Origin of the sequence: Collimonas silvisoli (genome assembly GCF_018305005.1) — a bacterium.
GTDB classification, from domain to species: domain Bacteria; phylum Pseudomonadota; class Gammaproteobacteria; order Burkholderiales; family Burkholderiaceae_D; genus Collimonas; species Collimonas silvisoli.
Genome location: NZ_JAGQEG010000033.1, coordinates 19,219 through 39,744, shown reverse-complemented (window position 1 = coordinate 39,744; position 20,526 = coordinate 19,219). Strand labels below are relative to the sequence as shown.

20 protein-coding genes, 1 tRNA gene and 2 pseudogenes are annotated in these 20,526 nt (G+C 59.6%); 20 read left to right on the top strand and 3 right to left on the bottom strand.

What is annotated here, in order from left to right; translation table 11 throughout:
* The first annotated feature begins 2 nt into the window (after positions 1–2).
* From KHU33_RS11250 to KHU33_RS11170, 17 genes are all read left to right on the top strand, one after another.
* Entirely contained in the window at positions 3–533 is a 531-nt protein-coding gene (locus tag KHU33_RS11250; protein ID WP_407928271.1) for a hypothetical protein, read from the top strand.
* 78 nt (positions 534–611) lie between these two features.
* Positions 612–1,460, top strand: coding sequence for a LolA-like protein (locus tag KHU33_RS11245; protein ID WP_211462942.1), 849 nt, complete (start codon positions 612–614; stop codon positions 1,458–1,460).
* A gap of 13 nt (positions 1,461–1,473) precedes the next feature.
* Positions 1,474–2,343 (top strand): LolA-like protein, encoded by an 870-nt coding sequence (locus KHU33_RS11240; RefSeq protein ID WP_211462941.1) that lies wholly within the window; start codon positions 1,474–1,476, stop codon positions 2,341–2,343.
* 197 nt (positions 2,344–2,540) lie between these two features.
* Positions 2,541–4,142: a c-type cytochrome gene (locus KHU33_RS11235; protein WP_407928270.1), complete on the top strand. Its 1,602-nt coding sequence runs from the start codon at positions 2,541–2,543 to the stop codon at positions 4,140–4,142.
* Between the two features lie 44 nt (positions 4,143–4,186).
* Positions 4,187–4,819: an SCO family protein gene (locus KHU33_RS11230; RefSeq protein ID WP_211462939.1), complete on the top strand. Its 633-nt coding sequence runs from the start codon at positions 4,187–4,189 to the stop codon at positions 4,817–4,819.
* A gap of 770 nt (positions 4,820–5,589) precedes the next feature.
* Positions 5,590–6,054, top strand: coding sequence for a type II secretion system major pseudopilin GspG (gene gspG, locus KHU33_RS11225; RefSeq protein WP_211462938.1), 465 nt, complete (start codon positions 5,590–5,592; stop codon positions 6,052–6,054).
* A gap of 9 nt (positions 6,055–6,063) precedes the next feature.
* Complete coding sequence (locus KHU33_RS11220) at positions 6,064–7,296, top strand: type II secretion system F family protein (RefSeq protein WP_211462937.1); 1,233 nt, start codon at positions 6,064–6,066, stop codon at positions 7,294–7,296.
* A 4-nt stretch (positions 7,297–7,300) separates the two neighbouring features.
* The gene (locus tag KHU33_RS11215) at positions 7,301–9,052 is read left to right on the top strand and encodes a GspE/PulE family protein (RefSeq protein ID WP_211462936.1); all 1,752 of its coding nucleotides are present in this window, start codon (positions 7,301–7,303) and stop codon (positions 9,050–9,052) included.
* Positions 9,033–9,899: a hypothetical protein gene (locus KHU33_RS11210; RefSeq protein WP_211462935.1), complete on the top strand. Its 867-nt coding sequence runs from the start codon at positions 9,033–9,035 to the stop codon at positions 9,897–9,899. Before KHU33_RS11215 ends, KHU33_RS11210 begins: the two co-directional genes overlap by 20 nt.
* A 12-nt stretch (positions 9,900–9,911) precedes the next feature.
* The gene (locus KHU33_RS11205; RefSeq protein ID WP_211462934.1) at positions 9,912–10,451 is read left to right on the top strand and encodes a hypothetical protein; all 540 of its coding nucleotides are present in this window, start codon (positions 9,912–9,914) and stop codon (positions 10,449–10,451) included.
* Complete coding sequence (locus KHU33_RS11200; RefSeq protein WP_211462933.1) at positions 10,448–11,005, top strand: hypothetical protein; 558 nt, start codon at positions 10,448–10,450, stop codon at positions 11,003–11,005. The genes KHU33_RS11205 and KHU33_RS11200 overlap by 4 nt, the downstream gene beginning before the upstream one ends.
* A 1-nt stretch (position 11,006) precedes the next feature.
* The gene (locus tag KHU33_RS11195) at positions 11,007–11,558 is read left to right on the top strand and encodes a hypothetical protein (protein WP_211462932.1); all 552 of its coding nucleotides are present in this window, start codon (positions 11,007–11,009) and stop codon (positions 11,556–11,558) included.
* Between the two features lie 17 nt (positions 11,559–11,575).
* Positions 11,576–14,365 (top strand): cohesin domain-containing protein, encoded by a 2,790-nt coding sequence (locus KHU33_RS26780; protein WP_211462931.1) that lies wholly within the window; start codon positions 11,576–11,578, stop codon positions 14,363–14,365.
* On the top strand, positions 14,362–14,832 hold the full coding sequence (locus tag KHU33_RS11185) for a type II secretion system protein (RefSeq protein ID WP_211462930.1): 471 nt from the start codon (positions 14,362–14,364) through the stop codon (positions 14,830–14,832). Before KHU33_RS26780 ends, KHU33_RS11185 begins: the two co-directional genes overlap by 4 nt.
* Before the next feature lie 2 nt (positions 14,833–14,834).
* Positions 14,835–15,275 carry a type II secretion system protein gene (locus tag KHU33_RS11180; protein WP_211462929.1) on the top strand — a complete coding sequence of 147 codons (441 nt, stop codon included), beginning with the start codon at positions 14,835–14,837 and terminating at the stop codon, positions 15,273–15,275.
* Complete coding sequence (locus tag KHU33_RS11175) at positions 15,244–15,801, top strand: type II secretion system protein (protein WP_211462928.1); 558 nt, start codon at positions 15,244–15,246, stop codon at positions 15,799–15,801. Before KHU33_RS11180 ends, KHU33_RS11175 begins: the two co-directional genes overlap by 32 nt.
* A complete protein-coding gene (locus tag KHU33_RS11170; RefSeq protein ID WP_211462927.1) occupies positions 15,798–16,574 on the top strand; it encodes a response regulator in 777 nt (258 codons plus the stop codon). Before KHU33_RS11175 ends, KHU33_RS11170 begins: the two co-directional genes overlap by 4 nt.
* Before the next feature lie 16 nt (positions 16,575–16,590).
* Here KHU33_RS11170 and KHU33_RS11165 read toward each other — a convergent pair whose 3' ends face one another.
* Both KHU33_RS11165 and KHU33_RS11160 read right to left on the bottom strand, forming a co-directional pair.
* Positions 16,591–16,875, bottom strand: a complete 285-nt coding sequence (locus KHU33_RS11165) for a high-potential iron-sulfur protein (RefSeq protein WP_211462926.1) — start codon at positions 16,873–16,875, stop codon at positions 16,591–16,593.
* Between the two features lie 92 nt (positions 16,876–16,967).
* On the bottom strand, positions 16,968–18,341 hold the full coding sequence (locus tag KHU33_RS11160) for a cytochrome C (protein WP_211462925.1): 1,374 nt from the start codon (positions 18,339–18,341) through the stop codon (positions 16,968–16,970).
* Between the two features lie 386 nt (positions 18,342–18,727).
* Here KHU33_RS11160 and KHU33_RS11155 point away from each other — a divergent pair.
* Positions 18,728–18,803 (top strand) — tRNA-Gly (locus KHU33_RS11155).
* Positions 18,804–19,336: 533 nt separating this feature from the next.
* Here the strand turns inward: KHU33_RS11155 and KHU33_RS11150 are convergent.
* Positions 19,337–19,603, bottom strand: a pseudogene (locus KHU33_RS11150) (IclR family transcriptional regulator domain-containing protein); the annotation flags it as partial.
* Here KHU33_RS11150 and KHU33_RS11145 point away from each other — a divergent pair.
* Positions 19,584–19,919, top strand: a pseudogene (locus tag KHU33_RS11145) (tyrosine-type recombinase/integrase); the annotation flags it as partial. The pseudogenes KHU33_RS11150 and KHU33_RS11145 sit on opposite strands and share 20 nt — an antisense overlap.
* 58 nt (positions 19,920–19,977) lie before the next feature.
* A complete protein-coding gene (locus KHU33_RS11140) occupies positions 19,978–20,475 on the top strand; it encodes a MarR family winged helix-turn-helix transcriptional regulator (RefSeq protein WP_211462923.1) in 498 nt (165 codons plus the stop codon).
* The last annotated feature ends 51 nt before the right edge of the window (positions 20,476–20,526 follow it).

The window sequence follows — 20,526 nt, the reverse complement described above, 5'->3', positions numbered from 1 at the left end:
ACATGTCCGCAGAGACAGTGAGATCAGCGACGATGGCGGCCATCGCGACGCTGCTGGCGTGCAGCCTGTGGGCCGCTGCGGCCTCGGCGCGATCCGCCCAGTCACAGCAGACTCCGGCGGCTGTTCCTGGCGCTGCGCGGCCGGCGGCCGGCAAGTCTTCTCCCTATCAGCCGGTGAAGATACCGAGGCACGCCAAGACTTTCTACCAGGCTTACGGCGGTGTCGACAATCTGATCGTGCGCCGCACCGCATCGGGCAACCTGATTCGCTTCAGCTACCGGGTTATCGACCCGGTCAGAGCCAAGGCATTGAGCGAAAAGATTGCGACGCCTTACCTGCTCGGGCAAAAGAGCCATGCCTTGCTGCAAATCCCGGTCATGGACAAAATCGGCCAGCTGCGGCAGACCGGTACGCCGGAAATCGGGCAGGAGTATTGGATGGTGTTTTCCAACAAGGGCAATCTGATTAAAGCGGGGGACCGTGTCAATGTGGTGATCGGTTCCTTTCATTTTGACGGGCTGCTGGTTGAATGATCAGCTGCGAGCGATTTGTGATGGATGAGTCGAGATAAATAAGTAAGCCGAGATAAATAAGTTAAGGAGGATGCACTCATGAAACGATTTCTCTTGCTGGCTTTTGGCCTGGCGTCACTTGCGGCCACGCCCGCCATGACAGTTGCAGCCACCGCAGCCGCCAAACCCGCAGCCGCTAAGCCTGCAGCTAAAAAAGCTGTAGCAGCCGTCAGCGCGCCGGCAAGCCGCTTGAGCGCAGCGCAGATCGTCGACAAGAATGTGGCGGCGCGCGGCGGGCTGCAAGCCTGGCGCGCAGTCGGCAGCATGAGCATGTCGGGGAAAATCGATGTCGGCGGCAAGCAGGAGGTGTCGTTGCCGTTCGTGATGACCATGAAGCGGCCGCACAAGAGCCGCTTCGAACTGCGCTTCCAGGAGCAAACGGCAGTGCAGGTCTACGATGGCGTGCAAGGCTGGAAGGTGCGGCCCTACCTGGGCCGCGACGAAGTCGAGCCTTACACCCCTGCCGAAGCCAAGTCGGCCGCTGCCTCGACCGAGCTGGACGGGGCGCTGATTGATTACGCCGCCAAGGGCTCGACGGTTGAATTGCAAGGCATGGAACAGGTGGAGGGGCACAGCGCCTACAAACTGAAGCTGACGACAAAAGACCACGTCGAGCGGCACTTGTGGATCGACGCCAAGAGTTTCCTGGAACTCAAAATCGAAGGCGAACCGCGCAAACTTGACGGCAGGATGCACAACGTCGCCATTTACTACCGCGACTACAAGACCGAAAACGGCTTGACCGTGCCGTACCTCCTGGAGACGGTCGTGGCCGGCGCCAAAGCCAGCCACAAGATCAGCATTCAGCACGTAACGCTGAATCCACCCACGACTGACGCCATGTTTGCCAAACCGCAGCTGGCGGTAGCCAAGGTATCCAGCCAATAAGGGATGGCCGACCATGAACCTGCCTTCAAACCGGATCGTACGGTGGGTGCTTTCCACTTGTATTTTCGCTTGTGTTTCAACGCTCGCCTGTGCCGAGGAGCCGGCGGCGGGGCCAAGCAGCGAGCCTGGTTTGAGCGCGGCCCAGATCGTCGAGAAAAACGTTGCCGCGAGGGGCGGGGCGGACGCCTGGCGCAAGATCCAGACCATGATCTGGGTCGGACACGTCGAGAGCGCGAATGTGGTGCTGCCGACTCTGCCGTTTGTGCTTGAACTGAAACGTCCAAACAAGACGCGCTTTGAAATCACGGCGCTCAATCAGGTGGCAGTGCGCGTGTATGACGGCGCCAATGGCTGGAAACTGCGTCCGAGCCGCAACGGCAAGCCGGATCTGCAACCCTATACAGCGGATGAGCTGAAGTTTGCGCATGAGGAACAGGTCATCGATGGGCCGCTCATCGACTATCAGGCCAAGGGGATTGCCGTGGCCTTGGACGGGCTGGATGAAGTGGAGGGGCATAAGGCCTATCGGCTGAGCGTCAGATTGCCGTCCGGCGTCAGTCATCACGTGTGGGTCGACGCCGAGACTTTTCTGGACCTCAAATACGACCGCGAGACCCACACCGCGCTCGGCCATTCAGCGACGGTATCGGTGTTTTACCGCAACTACCAGAAGGTCGAAGGTTTGCAGATTCCGGCCACGATTGAAACCGGCGTAGGCACGGCCCAACGCAAGAATAAGCTGGTGATTGAAAAGATCGCTCTCAATCCGCCATTGGAAGACTGGCGCTTCGGCAAGCCCGGCACGCAGGGGCGTACCAATGCGGTTTCGATAGGCGCCGACACCGAGCAGGCAGTCCGGGAAACCGGCCGGCCGGCCCGTTAGCCATGGCCGCGCAACTGTCGAGGCTGAGCGCTGAGCCGATCTGGCCGGCTCGGCCGATGCTCGGCAGAGAAAGCGGTTTTGCAAGGATAAGAATATTTTTTCGAGGGGTTGTTTTGGCACAAGTGTGGCGGCCCGCATCGCTCGCGCTTGTGCCTTTTTTTGCGTTGGTGTTGGCGTTGGTGTTTCATGCCGGCGCCCTGTGCGCCGCGCCGCTCGCACTGGCGCCGGCCAGCGAGGCCAGCGGCGGCGCGCCGGCAGACGCCGGCGAAGCGATCTTCCGGCACGGCATACAGGGCTCGGGTCAGCCGCTTGAGGCCACCCGCGAGGCCGGGGTGCGGCTGCAGGGCGCCGCTGCGGCCTGCATCAATTGTCATCGGCCCAGCGGCCTTGGCGCCAAAGCCGGCCGCGACATCATCCCGCCCATCACCGGTCGTTATCTGTTCCATCCGCGCGCCAAAGACATGGCGGATCTCGACCTGCCCTACGTCGACGGCATACGCGCCGATCGCGAGCCGTACACCGATGAGACCATCGCCAGGGCGATCCGCGCCGGCATCAACTCGGAAGGCAAGCCGCTCAGTTACCTGATGCCGCAGTTCGCGCTGAACGACGCCGACATGGCGGCGCTGATCGCTTATCTGAAGCGTCTCGATCAGCGCCGGCCGCGCGGGGTCACGGATACGGTACTGCACTTTGCCACCATCATTACGCCGGATGCAGATCCGGTGAAACGGCGCGGCATGCTCGCTGTGCTGGAACAATACTTCACCGACAAGAACGCCTTCCCGCTTGGCGCCACGCCACCCTTGCGCACCTCGCGCAGAATGATGTTCATGGTGAATCGCCGCTGGCAGTTGCACGTCTGGGAACTGACCGGCCCGGCGGCAGGCTGGGAAGAGCAACTGAAACAGCATCTGGCCGCGGAGCCGGTGTTTGCGGTGGTGTCGGGGCTGGGCGGCAAGAACTGGGCGCCGGTTCATGCCTTCTGTGAGCATGAGGCGGTACCCTGCCTGTTTCCCAACGTCGAGACGCCGGTAGGCGGTGACAGCGATTTCTATTCGCTGTATCTGTCCAAGGGCGTATTGCTGGAAGCAGAACTGATCGCAAAAAATATTCTCGATGCAGATAGTGCTAAGGGGGTGAAGAGCGTGCGCCAGATCTATCGCGCCGGCGACAGCGGCGAGGCGGGCGCCCAGGCGCTCGCCGTGGCGCTCAAACATCGTGGGATTGCGGTGTCGAGCCGGGTTCTCGAATCCGGCGAGAGTATCGCCAAGGCGCTCAAGGGAGGGGCGCGCACCAATACGCTGGTGCTGTGGCTGCGCCCGGCCGATATCGCCGCGCTCGAAACTATCCCCGCGCCGGCAGCGTCGACTACCGTCTTCATGTCGGGGCTGATGGGCGGTCTTGAGCAGGCGCCGTTGCCGTCGAGCTGGCGCTACAGCACACGTCTGGCCTATCCGGTTGATCTGCCGGAGCGCCGCCGCTACCGGGTCGACTATGCGTTCGGCTGGTTCTCGATCCGGCATATTCCTGTGGTGGCGGAGCAGGTTCAGGCTGACACCTATCTTGCCTGCGGGCTGCTGGCGGAGACGCTCAGCCACATGGTCGATACGTTTGTCGGCGACTATCTGGTCGAGCGCATCGAGGACATGCTGGAACGCCGCATCCTCACCGGCTACTATCCGCGCCTGACGCTGGCGTCGGGTCAGCGCTTTGCCTCCAAGGGCGGCTATATCGTCCGGTTTGCCGACGCGCACGGCGTGCGGCTGGTGGCTGACAGCGACTGGGTTGTGCCGTAGCGGCGAGGTGATGTGAGATTAGTCCAATTTTAGGAGCAATTGCCATGAAAACAGTCATCAAATCCTTGGCCGCTACCCTGGCGCTGACAGCCATTGGGGCGATTGCGCCGCTGGCCTTTGCCGCTAGCGTGTCCGCTGTGAGCACACCGGATCCGCATGCTCACCACCATCACATGATGTCGGAGATCATGCGTTCGACGGTGGATTACACGCCGCCGGCGGTTTCGCTGGTGAGGGAGGATGGCAAAGCGGTGTCGCTTATCAATGAGCTGAACGACGGCCGGCCGGTGATCCTGACTTTCATCTACACCACTTGCACCTCGATCTGTCCGATGATCAGCCAGACGCTGTCGCAGTTGCAGAGCGATCTTGGCAGCGAGCGGGACAAGGTGCACATGATGTCGATTTCGATCGATCCGGAGCAGGATACGCCGGCGCGTTTGACGGAGTATGCGAAGAAATACGGGGCGGGGCCGGAGTGGCAGCATTACACGGGGACGGTGGCGGCGAGTGTTGCTACGCAGCGGGCTTTCGATGTCTATCGGGGCGACAAGATGAAGCATAATCCGGTGATGCTGTTGCGGGCTGCGCCTGGCAGGCCTTGGTTGCGGATCGATGGTTTTGCTACTGTGGCGGAGTTGTTGGGGGCTTACCATGAATTGGTGGCGTCGAAGTGAGCCGGCAGCTCCAGCAATAGTTAATTGGGGTCAGAGTTTTTTTTCGCGCGGGTTTCGCGAAAATTACTCTGACCCCAATTAACGGGCCACGGAGTACATGCCTTTGCACTCAAAGAACGATCGGTCGTCGTTACTTGAAACGTTTTCTACTCCGTGGATACATGCCGGGGGTAGCCCGGCAGCTACTTACTTTCTTTTGCTTCGCCAAAAGAAAGTAAGCAAAGAAAAGGCGACCGCAAAGCCGTTGCCTTCCCTTCGGTCAGGTCCCCAAATGTGGCGCGTGCCAGTCGGGTGGGAAGACCAACTCGCTGCGCTCAGACATGTCTTCCCACAATTCCCGACTGACACGCACCACATTTGGCAACGTCCCAATGCGGAATTCACGTCAACTGCAACTGCAACTTCAAAAACAACTTCAACGGTGATTGCCGTGGTGTCGTTATCGATTGCTCGAAGAGAATATTTTTCGACTGCGGAGCTGTTCTCGCTCTACTGGGATTTCCTACTATTTCAAACCAGGCGGCGGGTATGGGTGATGCTTTTTCGGGGCTTTGCGCTGGCGTGCTTCATTGCGGAAAGCAGGTCTATTTAGAAGGCTGAGGATAACTACCCATACACCCCCCCAAATGGAGGGAATATACCCAGTAGCTTTTAAGACAGGCGGTAGTATTCTGAAGAGCATAGGGGTCGGTCTCGCAGGGTCTTCTAGAAATCCAAGCACAGAAGAACCGTCGAAAAAAATACCACACGCCGGCCTAGGGAGAATAATAATGACGCGTCTCGCTGCCGCCAGTTTGGAGCATCCTGCGCCGGCCCCTAACCAACGGCGCGCAGGTTTTACGCTGCTTGAACTGCTCGTCGTCATTGTCATCATCGGCCTTCTTGCCGGTATGGTCGCTCCGCGTTATTTCGACCAGATCGGCAAATCCAATACCAAAATCGCGCGCGCTCAGATTGTCTCGCTGGAGAAGGCGCTCGATCAATACCGGCTCGACGTGGGGCACTACCCTACTACCGAGGAGGGTCTCGATAGCCTTTTCGTAAAGCCGAATAACGAAGAAAAATGGCAGGGGCCGTATCTGAAGAAGGCGGTGCCGGCAGATCCCTGGGGCCGTCCTTATATCTACAAATCGCCTGGCGATCATGGCGAACTGGACCTGAGCACACTGGGTGCAGATGGCCAGCCTGGCGGTACCGGCGAGAACGCTGACGTCGGCAACTGGATGTCTAATTAGGTGGCCGCCATGGGCAGTCCGCATCTCACCCGCATCGTCGAATTCGATATCGTCGCCAAAGCACAGGCGGGGGTGATGCGGTCGTTGCGGATTGCTGCCATCGACGCCGCGGCGGCGACCCGGCTGGCTGAACGGGAGGGCTTGCGTGTCTTGTCCTGCGCACCGCACCGCAGCAGCTTCGCCTGGGGCGGCCGGCGCGGGATCAGGGTAGCGCGCACGCGCCTCGACATTGCACTGTTCGCACATGAGCTGGCGGCGCTGCTGGACGCCGGGCTGGGCATCATCGACGCTCTCGAAACCCTGGCCGAAAAAGAACGCCTTGCCGAAACCCGGCGCATGTTCGAAAAAATGGTGCAAGCGCTCAAGGAGGGCCGCAACTTCTCGGCGGTGATGAGCGAGCGGCCCGATGTCTTTCCGCAACTGCTGGTCGCCAGCGTCTCCGCCAGTGAACAGACCGGCGACATGGCGGCTGCGCTGCGCCGTTATTCCGCCAATTTCGAAACCCTGCGCACCATCCGCTCCAAGGCTTTGGGGGCGGCGGTTTACCCATTGATGCTGCTGGGGGTGGGTTCGCTGGTGGTGTTGTTCCTGCTGGCGGTAGTGGTGCCGAAGTTCTCCACCTTGATTGAATCTACCCGGGGCGAGATTCCGTTTGCATCGCAGGTTCTGATCCAGCTCGGTAAAACCATCCACGCTCACCCGCAATTGGTCGCGGCCCTGTTTATCGGCGCTTTCCTGTCGCTGGTCTGGGCGATCCGCCATGCTTCGCGTGCCGGCTGGAACCTGCCGGTGCTGCAGCGCCTGCCTATCGTCGGGCCGCTGATCCGGATTTTCCGCCATGCACAGTTTTATCGCACCAGCGGCATGCTGATCGAAGGCGGCATTCCTGCGGTCCGCGCTTTCGATATGTGCGGCTCGCTGCTAACGCCGGAAGACAGCCGCAAGCTGGTGCGCGCGGTGGCGTCGATCCGGGAGGGCGCCGCCATCGGCCCGGCGTTGCAGCATGTCGGCCTGGCCGATCCGGTCGCCTTGCGCATGCTGATGGTGGCGCAGCGCACCGGCAAGCTGGCCGAGATCCTGGCGCGCATCGCCGCTTTTCAGGAGGCAACCCTGAGCCGCGCCATCGACGTCGCGACACGCTTGTTCGAGCCGGTCTTGATGCTGTGCATCGGCCTCATTATCGGCGCCATCGTGGTGCTCATGTATTTGCCGATTTTCGACCTCGCATCCAGTATCCAGTGACGCCATGGACAATATCTATATTCCCGCTTTCAATTCGGCCAATGGAACCAATGGGGCCAATGGGGCCAATGGGGCCGGCAGTGCTCTGGATGCGGAAGCCATCCGCGAGCTGCAGGAGCAGGCCGGCTCTACTCTGCAGACCATCGAACAGATAGCGCAGGGCTTCGGCGACGACGCCACCGCTTATCTGCAGGCCGCCGCCGCCTACTTCAGGATGCGGCCGGTGACCATGGCCATGATGCGGCAATTCAAGCCGGACTTTGAACTGCTGTCGTTTATCGAGGCTGGCAAACGGCTGTGCCTGGCGTTCGTCGAACCGGCGGGCGAGCTGCTGCTGGTGACGGCGGATCCTCTGGATCTGCGGACCCGCAGCTGGATCAACGCCCGTTTGCGCAGCCGTGCCGAGCAGCCGGTCAACTGGGGCGTGGCCACTGTCGGCGATGTACGCTCCTATCTGGCGGTCATCGAGAAATCGGTGCGGGCCATGGATTCGGTCGGCATTGCCGATACCGTCAACACCATCGACCGCAGCGCATTGTCCATCTCGATTGAAGACATCAGCAGTACCGAGAGCACCATCGTGCGTCTGGTCAACTCGACCATCTACGACGCACTGCGCGCCGGCGCCAGCGATATCCATCTCGAAACCCAGCCGCAGGGCCTGAACATCAAATATCGGCTGGATGGCGTACTGAGCATGATCAAACGCCTGGATGGCAGCGAGCTGGCAAGCCAGGTCTTGTCGCGCATCAAAGTGATTTCCGAGCTCGATATTGCGGAACGCCGGATTCCTCAGGACGGCCGCTTCAAGGTGATGACCGAAGGCCGTGAAATCGATCTGCGGGTCTCGATCATGCCCAATCTGTTCGGCGAGGATGCGGTATTGCGGGTGCTCGACCGCTATCATTTGTCGGGCGAGCTGCAAACCTTGAGCCTGGAAACCCTGGGATTCGCCGAGCCGGCCAAGGAATTCGTGCGCCGGCTGTCGCAACTTCCTTACGGTTTGCTGCTGGTCACCGGGCCTACCGGCAGCGGCAAGACCACCACCATCTACGCGGCAATTTCGGAAATCAATACCGGCCTCGACAAGATCGTGACGATCGAGGACCCGGTCGAATATCAATTGTCCGGCGTGCTGCAAATCCCGGTCAACGAAAAAAAGGGATTGACCTTTGCGCGCGGACTGCGGTCGATACTGCGCCACGATCCGGACAAAATCATGGTGGGTGAAATACGCGATCCGGAAACTGCCCAGATCGCGGTGCAGGCGGCGCTTACCGGTCATCAGGTGTTTACCACCGTGCACGCCAACAATGTGTTCGACGTTATCGGCCGCTTCACCAACATGGGGGTCGATTCCTACAGCTTCGTCTCCGCTCTCAACGGCATCCTGGCGCAACGGCTGGTGCGCATCAACTGCCCGATGTGCGTGACCGAGGATCACCCCGACAAGGAACTGATGCTGCGCTCCGGCCTGGGTACTTCATCGCTGGCCTTGTCCAGCTTCAATTTCAAGCACGGAGTAGGGTGCGCGCATTGCCGCGGCAGCGGCTTCAAAGGCCGCCGTGCGATCGCAGAGACGCTGTCGCTGAACGATATTTTGCGCGATCTGATGGTGGAGCGCGCCGCCATTTCCAAGATCAAGCATGCAGCCCGGCTGAACGGCTTGAAAACGCTGCGCGAAGCCGCGGTTGCCTTGGTGGCGGCAGGCATGACCACTCTTGAGGAGATCAATCGTGTTACGCCTGTGGAATAAACCGGTACAAATGATGATCGAACCGCATCAGGTGACGGCGCTGATGCCAGAGGCTGGCCCGCCGCAGAACGAAATCGTCGTGCCGGTCGCCAGGCCGGAAGGCGGCCTGGGCGGCCTTGGCGCCTACGACGGCATCGGCAAGACGCTGCGCGACATCCTGCCGCAACTGAACAGCGGGGCGGGGCGCTCGGCGTACGGATCGTGCAAGCTGAATGTTGAAGTGGCCGATACCCTGGTGCACTACGATGTGCTGAAGGTCGATGCGCGCCGCTTGCCGCCGGTCGAGCTGAATCGTCTGGCTGCGCTTGGGCTGGCGGATACCTTGGGTCTCGACGCCAGTTCGCTGCTGATGCGCTGTTCGGTCCAGCTGGACGGACTGAGCGCAGTCGTTTGCGGCATGCCGTCGGCCCTGGTGGATGCGATCAGGCTGGCCAGCGACGATGCCGGCTGCCGCCTGAACCGGCTGGAACCGGGCTTCGCCGCATTCTGGAACGGCTGCTTTGCACACAACAAGAGCAATAACGCGCTGCTGGCGCGTTTGCGCGGCAGCGCTTTAATGCTCGGCTGGCTGCACGATGGAAAATGGCAGGCGCTTGCCGCCGAACGCCTGTCAAGAAAAGACTGGGCCACCTTGAACGAGTGTTGCGAGGCGTTTTGCCGCCGCCTGTGCGTGCCGGATCACGCCAGCTTGCCGATATATTTCGACGCCGACATAGACGACATGCCGAGCGCAGCACGCAGCCGCTGGCAGCGTGTATCGGCGCAGTTGCAGCCGGAAATGACACCCGATGCGGCGGCAGTGTCCGCAAAACCCGCAACTCCCGATTTTGCCTCGGATTTTGCATAGGAGCCGAACGCCATGGCCGCTCTTCAAAAACTCGAATTCGATTTTGCCAGCCAGCGCCGCAAACTGCCAGCGTTCGGGGTCGTACTTCTGCTGGCGGGGGCTGTGGCGTGCATCTATGCGGCTGTGCAATTGTCGTCCGCCTACAGCACTCGCAAGGCCGCACAAACCGTGTATGACGCCTTGATCTCGCGCCTGCAGTCGGCAAGAAACGCAGAGCAGGTCGGCGCCAGAGTCACGCCTGCCGAATTGCAGAACTTCAAGAACGCGGCACAGATCGCGAGCCAGTTGAACACCCCTTGGGAGCGCCTGCTGAAGGTACTCGAATCGGCGCCGATGGAGCATGTAGCCTTGCTGTCGGTAGAGCCGATCGCATCGCGCCGGCAATTGCATCTGGTCGGCGAGGCGAAAGACCTTGCCACCATGCTCGACTATCTCTCCTATCTGCAGGGGCAGCCCGGCCTGCAGCGGGTCATCTTGACTTCGCATCAGATACAGACGCAGCCAGGCGCGCCGGTACGGTTTCAAATCCAGGCGCATTGGGAGGAGCAATGAACCGCATAAGCTCAATCGCGCTGATGCTGCGTTACGCGCTTGCGCGCCGTGTCGGCTGGCCGGGTGCGGTGGGCGGCTTAATGCTCGGCCTCACTTTGCTGCTGGTCTGCGCTGTGGCGCCGCGCTGGGAAAAAAATGCCGGCGAGATCAAGTTGCAGACCAGAGTTGCGCTGGTCGATTTGAACCGGGCCAGGCTGGAACATCGGGTCCAGCCGAAAACCAGCGAGCAGCTGCTGCGTTTTACCGCCTGGTTTCCAACCATCGACCGCAACGCCAGCGATCTGCGACGGCTGGTGGAGCAGGCGCAACTGGCCAAGCTCGATCTGAGCAAGGGCGAATATCACATTGCCGATGCGCAGGGCGCGGCTTTCGTGAGCTATGAGGTGGTGTTGCCGGTGAAAGCCAGCTACGACACCTTGCGCAGCTTTATTGCCGGCGTGCTGAATGCGCTACCCAACGCCTCGCTGGCCGAACTGCATATCGAACGCGCCGCGGTGAACAGCACGATCCAGGATGCGCGCATCCATTTTACTTTTGTCTACCGCGGAGCCTGACATGCGCGAGCGATTCTCACGGCGGCAAATAGGACTGGTGCTGGTGGCCGCTGCGCTGGTTTCCTACGGCGTCATGGTGCTTTCCGGCGGCTCTGCCGAATCCAAGCTGATTGAACCTGTGACGCGGACTGCAAGCAATCCTGCAAGCAATCGTCACGCGGAAAACAACAAGCCGGCCGCCGCTGCTGCTGCGGCAGTTCTGCCAAAAACCATAGCGCCGCCGGCACGCGCCAGCCTGGAGCAGGCCGGCGCCAACAATCTATTCGCCGCCAATAGCTGGACGCCGCCGCCGCCGCCGCCGCCCAAGGAATTGCCGCCACCGCCGCCGCCACCGCCGACCGCACCGCCGATGCCTTTCAACTTTGTCGGACTGTTGCAGGATCAAGCCAAGCCGACCGCCTTTCTGGCAAAGGACGACCAGCTGCTGCTGGTGAAGGCGGGAGACACCGTTGAAGGCAGCTATCGTATCGATGCCGTCAGCGCCAAGGAAATTGTCCTGACCTATCTTCCGCTCAACCAGCGGCAATCCATTTTGATTTCTGGGGGGCTGTAATGTGCCTTATCCAAACCGTGTCAAAAAGCTGGGGGCGTTCGCTCGCGTTGCTGCTGGTGGTGCTGGCGCTGGGCGGTTGCGCGGCGCAGAGCCTGCACTCCGACGGCCAGCGTCAGATTAAAGAAGGCCATGCCGCGGCAGGGCTTGCCAGCCTGCGCGAAGCCATGCGGCTGGACCCGGGCAATCTGGTGTACAAGCTTGATTACATCAACCGCCTCGACGAAGAAACCAAGAAATTGATACGGCACGGCGACGATCTGCGCGCGGCCGGCGATACCAAGGGAGCGCGCGACGCCTATCTGGAGGCGCTGCAGCTGGACAGTTCAAATGAGCGTGCGCGGCGCGGCGTGTCTGACATAGACATGGACGTGCGTCATCGGGACATACTGGCCGAGGCCGAAAAGCTGGCTGCCGCCGGCAAACTGGATATGGCGCGCGAACGCACTGCGGTGGTGGTGCTGGAAAATCCGGCCAATCCCTACGCCCAGCAGTTATTACGCAAGATCAATGACGAGATCGGCAGCCAGCATCGCAGCAAAGAGGCGTTGACCGCTTCTCAATCGGTAATGAAGAAACCGGTCACGCTGCAGTTCCGCGACGCCAATCTGCGCATGGTGTTCGAGGCGCTGTCGCGCACCACCGGTCTCAACGTGATTTTCGATCGCGACGTGCGTCCCGATCTGAAGACCACCATTTTTGTGCATGAAGGCTCGGTCGAAGACACCGTCAATCTGATCCTGTTGCAGAACCAGCTGGAGAAGAAGGTACTCAACGTCAACACGATGTTCATTTATCCGGCCACGGCGGCCAAGCAAAAAGAATATCAAGAGTTGAAAGTGCGCACTTTCCACATTTCGAACGGCGATGCGAAATATATTCTGACAGTGCTCAAGTCAGTGCTCAAGATCAAGGATGCGCTGGTCGATGAACGCACCAATACGCTGGTCTTGCGGGATACGCCGGAAGCGCTGGATGTCGCCGCAAAGGTGGTCGCCGCGCACGATCTGGCGGATGCCGAAGTGATGCTGGAAGTAGAGGTGCTGGAAATTTCCCGCGATCGCCTGACCGACCTCGGCATCACCTGGCCCAACAGCGCCACCATATCGACCCCGACCGGGGCCTCCGGCGCTCTGACGCTGGGTGCTCTCGGCGATTTGACGCGCAGCCAGCTGCAGGTCACGCCGTTCTCGCTGGGCTTGGGCTTCAAGCTGCAGGATACCGACGCCAATCTGCTGGCCAGCCCGCGCATCCGCGTGCGCGATCACGAAAAGGCGAAGATCCTGATCGGCGACAAAGTACCTATCATCACCAATACCGTGACACCGGTGCAGACCGGCAGTTCGGTGGTCACCGGTTCGATCCAGTATATCGACGTCGGCATCAAGCTCGAAGCTGAGCCGCATGTTTATCCGGAAGGCGAGGTCGGCATCAAGCTGAACCTGGAGGTCAGCAATATCGTCAAGGAAATCTCCGGGCCGTCCGGTTCGCTGGCCTATCAGATCGGCACTCGCAGCGCATCGACCAGTTTGCGTTTGCGCGACGGTGAAACCCAGGTGCTGGGCGGCCTGATCAGCGATTCCGACCGTAACGCCGCCGCCAAAGTGCCTGGCCTCGGCCAGCTGCCGATTCTCGGGCGCTTGTTCTCCGAACATAATGGCGACCATACCAAGACCGAGATCGTGCTATCGATCACTCCTCGCATCGTGCGTGCCCAAGGAATTGCCGAAGACACCATGCGCGACGTCTGGTCCGGCACCGAAACCACGATTCACTCAGGCCAGTTCCGCCTCGATCCGATCTCTAGCGTGTCCGGCACCAGCGGCGGGGTAAGCAGCATGCCGCATGCCGACGCTGCACCGGCTCCGGCTCCGGCAGCTGCAATCACGCCAGAGCCGCCTCCGGCTGCCGTAGCCGCGCCATCTGTTCCTCCGGTTACCCCAGCCATCCTGAACGGTGTGGTGCCTAGCGCGCCGACACCGTCGGCGACGCAGCCGCAGGGAGTCGAGACTGTCGTCAATCCGGCCCCGTCCGATGGCGCCTACCCATCTGCGCCACCGCCAGCGCTGCCTACGCCGCCTGCGCCGCCTGCGCCATCTACGCCGGTGCCTGCACCTGCGCCGGAATCTGTCAAGCCGCCGCCGATGGATGAAGCAGCGGCTGTGCCAGCCGATAAGGCCTTGGCCGCCGCTACGCCAGCGGCCACAGCAGCCACGGCAGCCGCAGAAGTGCCGGCGGCCGCCATCGCCGCTACGCCCGCAAGCGTGGCGCCGGTGGTGGCAGCCGCTGCCATCCCGGCGCTGGCTGTAAGCGCAGCGGACAGGAGCGCACAATCGGCAAGCCCAGCTGCAAGTCCGGCGCCTAGCGCAAGCACCGAGGCAGGCGCCACCGGCAGGCCGCAGATCACCTGGGGCAAGCCTGACAGTGTCAAGGCAGGGGATCAATTCAAGGTCACGCTTAACGCTTCAAGCTTCAATGGCATTCACTCGCTGCCGTTCTACATCCTCTACGACCCGCGCGTGCTGTCCTTCGTCGGCGCCAGCCCGGGAGCAGTCAGCAGCCGGGTCGGCGTCAGTAATATCGATCCGGTCGTCAACGACGCCGCCGGCCGCGTCAACATGACGCTCGACGCCGACGCCGGTAAATTCTTTGCCGGCTCGGGGGCGCTGATGAATCTGACATTTGCGGCCAAGGTATCGAGCAAGCAGACACTGGTGGAAATGCAGCTGGCGCAGCTTGGCATCAGCGGCGGCGGCGCCTTGCGCAATATCTCGCGGCCACAACCGCTGCAGCTGAAGATCGAGCCATGAAACCGCGCGGATTTACGCTCATAGAGCTGGTCATCACACTGGCCTTGGTAGGCCTGGTGGCGATGGTCGCTCTGCCGCTCTATGAAATTTCGGCAACCCGTCTGAAGGAAACCGAGCTGAAACTGGCCTTGCGCCAGATCCGCGTAGCGCTGGACAACTACAAAACAGCCGCCGATACCGGCCAGATTGCAAGAGAGGCCGGTGATTCCGGCTACCCGCCCTCGCTGGAAGTGTTGGTCGACGGTGTCGAAGACGCCAGGGATATCAATCATTCCCGCCTGGTCTTCCTGCGCCGTGTTCCGCGCGACCCGTTCTACCCCGATCCGGCTCAGCCGGCAGCACAGACCTGGGCTTTGCGCAGCTACGCCAGCCCGGCCGATGACCCGATGCCAGGCAACGATGTGTATGACGTCGCCTCGCTCTCGGCGGGCAAGGGCTTGAATGGCATCGCCTACAAGGAGTGGTAATCATGTTACGACCGTTGCCACTGTTTCCACTCTCGCGCAGCAAGCGCCACGGCCAAAAAACCGGCGGCCGCCGGCATGGCTTCACGCTGATCGAAATGGTGATCGTCATGGCCGTGATCGGCCTGCTGCTGACGCTCGCGGCGCCGCGCTATTTTGTCGCGCTCGACGGCGGCAAGGTCAAGGTGCAGCAGCAAAACCTGGCAACCATGCGCGATGCGCTCGACAAATTCTTCGGCGACCAGGGCCGCTATCCGGAAACACTCGACGAATTGGTACAGAAGCGCTATTTGCGCAGCGTGCCGCTAGACCCGCTGACAGAAAGCCCCAACTGGATCGCCATCGCTCCCCTTGATCCGGCCCTGGGCGGGGTCTATGATGTACGGAGCGCGGCAAAGGCCAAAGGGAGCGAGAATGATACCGCTACCACCACTACCGCTAATTAAGCGTCGCGTGCGCGGCGTCGTCTTGCTGGCGTTGCTGTTGACGCTGGCATTGATGGCCGTGGCGCTGATGGGCGCGGTCGAAGTATGGTCGGTCGAACGGCAGCGCGAAACCGAGGCAGAACTGTTGTACGTCGGCGACCAGTACCGGTTGGCGATCCAGCACTACTATTACGCCGCGCCAGGGGCCGGCAAAATGCTGCCGGCGAGTATTGACGATTTACTTGCAGATCAGCGCTTTCCGACGCCGGTGCGGCATTTGCGGCGCGCCTATGCAGACCCGGTCACCGGCGAAGCATTTGAATTGCTGCGCAATGGCGAACAGATCAGCGGCGTAGTCAGCAGTTCGACAAAACCCACTATCAAACGCAGCGGTTTTTCTCGCGCCGATAGTGCATTTGAGGGATTTGAGACCTACAATCAATGGAGATTCCTGTTTAGTCCGCCTGTGCCTGGAAAAGCCGGCCGTAGATCGCAGTCTCCATCGCAATCATTACGTCCACCCGTAGCCATCGGAGGAAAGCCATGACCTACCGAGTTCTGATAGTCGAAGACCACAATCTGCTCCGGCACGGGCTGCGCTCAATGATCACGGCGCTGCCCAGCTATGAGGTGGTGGGCGAGGCGCGCGAGGGCAAAGAGGCGATTCGCGAAGCGCTGTCATTGCATCCGGATATGATCCTCATGGATTTATCGCTGCCCGGCATGAACGGGATTGAAGCCACGGCGCAGATCAAGCGGCGCATGCCGGATATCCGGGTGCTGGTGCTGACCGTCTACAAGACCGACGAATATGTGACAGAAGCGCTGCGGGTGGGGGCGGATGGCTATGTGTTGAAAGATGCTTCATATGATGAGTTTGTGATTGCGATTCACACCGTCATCAGCGGCAAGAAATATATCTGCCCCGATGTCTCCATGCACTTGATCAACGATTTCCTGCATCGCGGCGATACGCCGAAGGCGGTGACGCCCTGGAACAAGCTCACCGCGCGTGAGCGCAGCATCCTTAAGCTGGTTGCCGAGGGGCGCACTAATCGCATGACTGGCGAATTCCTGAATATCAGCGCCAAGACCGTCGAAAAACATCGCGCCAATCTGATGCACAAGCTGGGCTTGCGCAATGCGGCAGAACTGATCCTGATGGCTTTGGACATGGGCTTGATCGAGCACGCCAATCATTCGTCGCATGGCGTTAATGCTGTCAACGGCACTGTCAACGGCGCGAACGGCGGCTCGGCTTTGTCGTCAGACATGTCTTCCAAAAAGCCGCCTGACGGCACGGCGATCTCGCTGGAATGATCTGCAGAACTACCCTTTAGCGCTGCGAAAATGCCATGCACCAGCCTTGAGGATTGACCGGCCCTGCCACAATTTTACAAGTGCCGGTGCCTGCATCAGGCGAGGGCGGCGGAGTGTACGCAGCGCAGTCGGCGCACATTTTTCCATCCTTGGGACTGTTCTGGTAGTGCAGCATGCCTTTGCTCATGGAGCCGGCCTTGGCCGGCGTGTCCGTCGCGAGTCGCGTAAGAATGATCGCTCCCAGTACGATACCGCTACGGAATAGCATAATCCGGCGCGATGTTTTTTTTTCTTGATTCATGGCGATTCACCTCCGAGTGAAATATGCCGACCTTGATCGCCCGCAGCTATTCCTTGCGCTCACGCCGGCACCCGGAAATCGCCTGACAGCCGTCAGAACATAAACCAGGCGTACAGGTAAAGCGTGTTGTTATCCTTGGCGTCTCTGAGCGTGCTGTCGTAATTCGTTTTGCTGCCATTGAATTTCGTATAGCCGGTGTATTGCAACCCGAAGCGGACGTTCGCCTGCGGATCCCAATTGAAAATGTAGTGCGGCCAATAATTCAGTTCGACGATATAGCCGGAGGTGTCCGGTTTGCCATTGTTGGTAGGGAAACGTGCGAAGTCGGCGTCGCCGGTGAGCTTGAACACAGCGCCTGTAATGCCGTAAGTGCGGTCATAAAGATAGCTGAGCTTGGCCCGGGTCGAACGCAGGTTCGAGGTCGGATTGTCGTTGTTCCCGTTCGGGAAACCGGCCCGCCAATCGGCTTTCTCGTGGATCGTGGAAGCCATCGCTGTGATGATATGGTGATCATCTTTGCTGAAAAACTGATACGTAGCGTCGAATCCCAGATCGGTGAAACGATTGCCCTGGGGAGTTGCATCCGGCGCAGCCATCGTGACTCTCGATCCGAAGTTGCCGATGGTGAGATTCTGATGGTCGCCGCCGAAGGTGTAAGCGATGCGCCAGTAAGGATTAGAGCCTGATAACGACACCCTTTGAACGTCGGGCGTGCCCCAGCGTAAAGCTGAAAGTGGACCTTTGGCCGTCGAATACGAGGTCGCCTCTACGTAGAGCGAATCAAACAGGTAAGTGTAAGCGCCGATGCCGGCTACCCGCACGCCGGACTCAAGAAAGGTTGCCACGCCGCGGCCCGGGCCTGCGATAGTCGGGCTGTAGTACGGAAAACTCCAGGCCGGCGTCGTATTCCAGACGTCTTGAACGGTAGGGTTGTTGTGCAAAGTCAGACCGAAAAACGTCGGTTTTTCTTCCGATCCCGTCATTTTCACCAGGCGCAGATCGGTGTTGTCCAGCGCGCCGTGCCCGACATATCTCTGATTGTCCGTCGTGCTGAGATTGTTGTAGGTCCATTGCACAAAGCCGCCGGCGTAATCGGTGAATTTGCCTCCGGTAAACAGGCTGGCGGCCTCGACCACCAGTTCGCGGTTCTTCGCGAAAAGCTTATCGCCGGTGGATTTGTCCGTATTGTCTCTGATCGAATTGCGCGAGACGATCGCCATAAAGGCTAGCGGGATTTTCTCGCGTTCGCCTAAGGTATATCCGCCCAGCTTGAATTTGCGGCCGAACGGCGTTAGTTCGGGATAGATGGTGTGACAGGACGAGCACTTCAGGCTGGTCTGCCTCGCGAAAAGAGGATTGGCGTGAGCGTTGGATATAAATCCAAAACCAATAATCAGCCACACAGCGAGAATAATCAGCCACGCAATGGCGGCCACGCGTTTTAGAAACGTGTACATGTTATTCATTGCGAATTCCCCCTGATTTTTTTATTGCAAACGTCGCACGATTCACAATTCGCAATCGTATGAATAAAAAATAGACTGTTCGGGCGCGCGCGTCATTGGGTAGAATTACTACGATTACTTCGTAATGTTCCCCATGCGATGGCTTGCTAAAGCGAAATGAAGTGCGTCGGAAAATTTTCCGGGAATGGCGGCGGCGTGTTGTATTTGAGGCCGTCAAAAGGACGCTTGATCAGGCAAAGCAGCAGCCCAAGCAGAATTTACAGAGGATTTGGTTTGCAATTTCAAAACCCTGTGCTAGAATCTCGCCTGTTTTACGAAATAAGAAATTATTTCTCTAGCGATGCAGGGGGGGATGTTGATGCTCCTGGATTGCAAACACTCCATACGCGGGAGTAGCTCAGTTGGTAGAGCGCAACCTTGCCAAGGTTGAGGTCGAGAGTTCGAGACTCTTCTCCCGCTCCAAATTCCAGGCAAGGAAGATGAACAAATCTTCCTTACCGTTTCAGTAAAAAATCCTGCCTTGATTTTTCTCCTGATGTGTCTCGCCGAGTATTTGCGTGCATGGTTTTTTTTCGGAGTTTCGCTATCGTTGCGCCGTCATTGTTCAGCAGCGAGCCGATACAAGAGTAGATTCACCTTTCGCCGGGGCCACTTTCCAGATAGGACTGGGTCTTGGGAGTCTTCTCCTTTATCGGCTTATCTGTCGGCGTCAACACGTCGTCTTCGACAGCATCTTCAGAATGCTGTCGCCGCACAACATCGGCACATAAGGCTAGCTCTACAAACTGTGTCATCCCCGCGAGCGCGGGGATCAAAGTTAGTGATTAAAATGGATTCCCGCGTTCGCGGGAATGACGCAGTAGGAGTTGCCCGAGGCCGGGATAAGCATCAGGCTTTATTTAACGACTCGTTCGCATCTGCGACCGGGTCGTTTGTCATTCGGCTGAGTAAAACAAAGAGCGAAATCATTTAGGCGCTTCAATCGGCAAGCCGCCGAGTATTTGCACCACGGTCGGCAAACGGTCGGCGTTTAATCTTTCCGCCAGCGTGGCAACGCTCAAGGCTGCCACCGCGCGGCCTTGCCGGTCCAGCACCGGCACCGCAATCCCGGCCATGCCAGGCAGCAAGCCCACGCCATGACTAGCTGCGTAACCAAGTTCGAGCGAACGCTTGATTTCAGTGCGCAAATACACCTCGTCGTATAAACCCAGATCCAGCAGGCGCGGCAGATTGAAGCGGATGATTTCTTCGCGCCCGGCTTCCGATCTGGACGTTGTAGCGGCTCCCAAGCTGCCCGTTTCGCACAATCTATTCCTGCGCATGGAGGAGTTGCCAGCAATGTTGCGCAAGCTGCGTGCCGACAAAGGAACGTTGCAGACCCAGTTCGGGCTGCGCTTGCTGTTGCTGACAGGGGGGGGGGGGGGGCGTACGGGTGAACTGCGCCTGGCGAATCCTGACCAGTTCTATCTCGATATTGGGTTGTGGATCATCCCTCCGGAAGTCGTCAAACAGCTGCAGCTAGAAATGCGTAAAGACGGCAAGCCGCCCTCAGGCATCCCTCCCTGCATTGTCCCGCTGCGCGCCTCAAAGAACTTGCCTTGAATTGTAGTAAGGCAGCAGATAATATGATGCCCTCATGAAAAATCTTGAACAGAAATATCTGTCGCTTTTAGATGAAGCCGACCGACGCAAGCTGCCAGACCTGGAGAACATTGGCCTATGTTTCCAGATGCTCTCGCTTGCGGCGGCTATAGACAGGGATTGTGCCGCACTACTGGCACCCCATGGTCTGTCGGAGGGTAGATTCGTATTGCTATTTCTCCTCGATTCAGCTGCAGAGGGCCTGGCCCCCAATGTGCTTGCGGAGAAAGCCGGGGTGACCCGGGGCACGGTTACCGGGCTGCTTGACGGACTGGAGCGCGAAGGATTCGTAGAGCGTCATGCTGACCCTGCCGATCGACGCGCACTGAAAATTCGACTTACGCACAGGGGTAAGAAGATGGCGGGCGCCGTCTTCAATGATCACAGCCAATGGATCGCTAGTCTCTTTGGCGGCTTATCGGTACAAGAGCGCTCAACGTTCAGCCGCCTGCTAGAAAAGGTGGCGGCTAGCGTTGAAACACAAGCCCCCTGATGCGCTGCCCCCCGTTACTATGTTCAACGTCAGCAGACGCCCCGCCTTGAT

Bases quoted from the DNA above. Each gene is read 5' to 3' on its own strand.
- KHU33_RS11250 (WP_407928271.1), top strand. From the start codon at position 3: ATGTCCGCAGAGACAGTGAGATCAGCGACGATGGCGGCCATCGCGACG.
- KHU33_RS11245 (WP_211462942.1), top strand. From the start codon at position 612: ATGAAACGATTTCTCTTGCTGGCTTTTGGCCTGGCGTCACTTGCGGCC.
- KHU33_RS11240 (WP_211462941.1), top strand. From the start codon at position 1,474: ATGAACCTGCCTTCAAACCGGATCGTACGGTGGGTGCTTTCCACTTGT.
- KHU33_RS11230 (WP_211462939.1), top strand. From the start codon at position 4,187: ATGAAAACAGTCATCAAATCCTTGGCCGCTACCCTGGCGCTGACAGCC.
- gspG (WP_211462938.1), top strand. From the start codon at position 5,590: ATGACGCGTCTCGCTGCCGCCAGTTTGGAGCATCCTGCGCCGGCCCCT.
- KHU33_RS11220 (WP_211462937.1), top strand. From the start codon at position 6,064: ATGGGCAGTCCGCATCTCACCCGCATCGTCGAATTCGATATCGTCGCC.
- KHU33_RS11215 (WP_211462936.1), top strand. From the start codon at position 7,301: ATGGACAATATCTATATTCCCGCTTTCAATTCGGCCAATGGAACCAAT.
- KHU33_RS11205 (WP_211462934.1), top strand. From the start codon at position 9,912: ATGGCCGCTCTTCAAAAACTCGAATTCGATTTTGCCAGCCAGCGCCGC.
- KHU33_RS11200 (WP_211462933.1), top strand. From the start codon at position 10,448: ATGAACCGCATAAGCTCAATCGCGCTGATGCTGCGTTACGCGCTTGCG.
- KHU33_RS11195 (WP_211462932.1), top strand. From the start codon at position 11,007: ATGCGCGAGCGATTCTCACGGCGGCAAATAGGACTGGTGCTGGTGGCC.
- KHU33_RS11185 (WP_211462930.1), top strand. From the start codon at position 14,362: ATGAAACCGCGCGGATTTACGCTCATAGAGCTGGTCATCACACTGGCC.
- KHU33_RS11180 (WP_211462929.1), top strand. From the start codon at position 14,835: ATGTTACGACCGTTGCCACTGTTTCCACTCTCGCGCAGCAAGCGCCAC.
- KHU33_RS11175 (WP_211462928.1), top strand. From the start codon at position 15,244: ATGATACCGCTACCACCACTACCGCTAATTAAGCGTCGCGTGCGCGGC.
- KHU33_RS11170 (WP_211462927.1), top strand. From the start codon at position 15,798: ATGACCTACCGAGTTCTGATAGTCGAAGACCACAATCTGCTCCGGCAC.
- KHU33_RS11165 (WP_211462926.1), bottom strand. From the start codon at position 16,875: ATGAATCAAGAAAAAAAAACATCGCGCCGGATTATGCTATTCCGTAGC.
- KHU33_RS11160 (WP_211462925.1), bottom strand. From the start codon at position 18,341: ATGAATAACATGTACACGTTTCTAAAACGCGTGGCCGCCATTGCGTGG.
- KHU33_RS11140 (WP_211462923.1), top strand. From the start codon at position 19,978: ATGAAAAATCTTGAACAGAAATATCTGTCGCTTTTAGATGAAGCCGAC.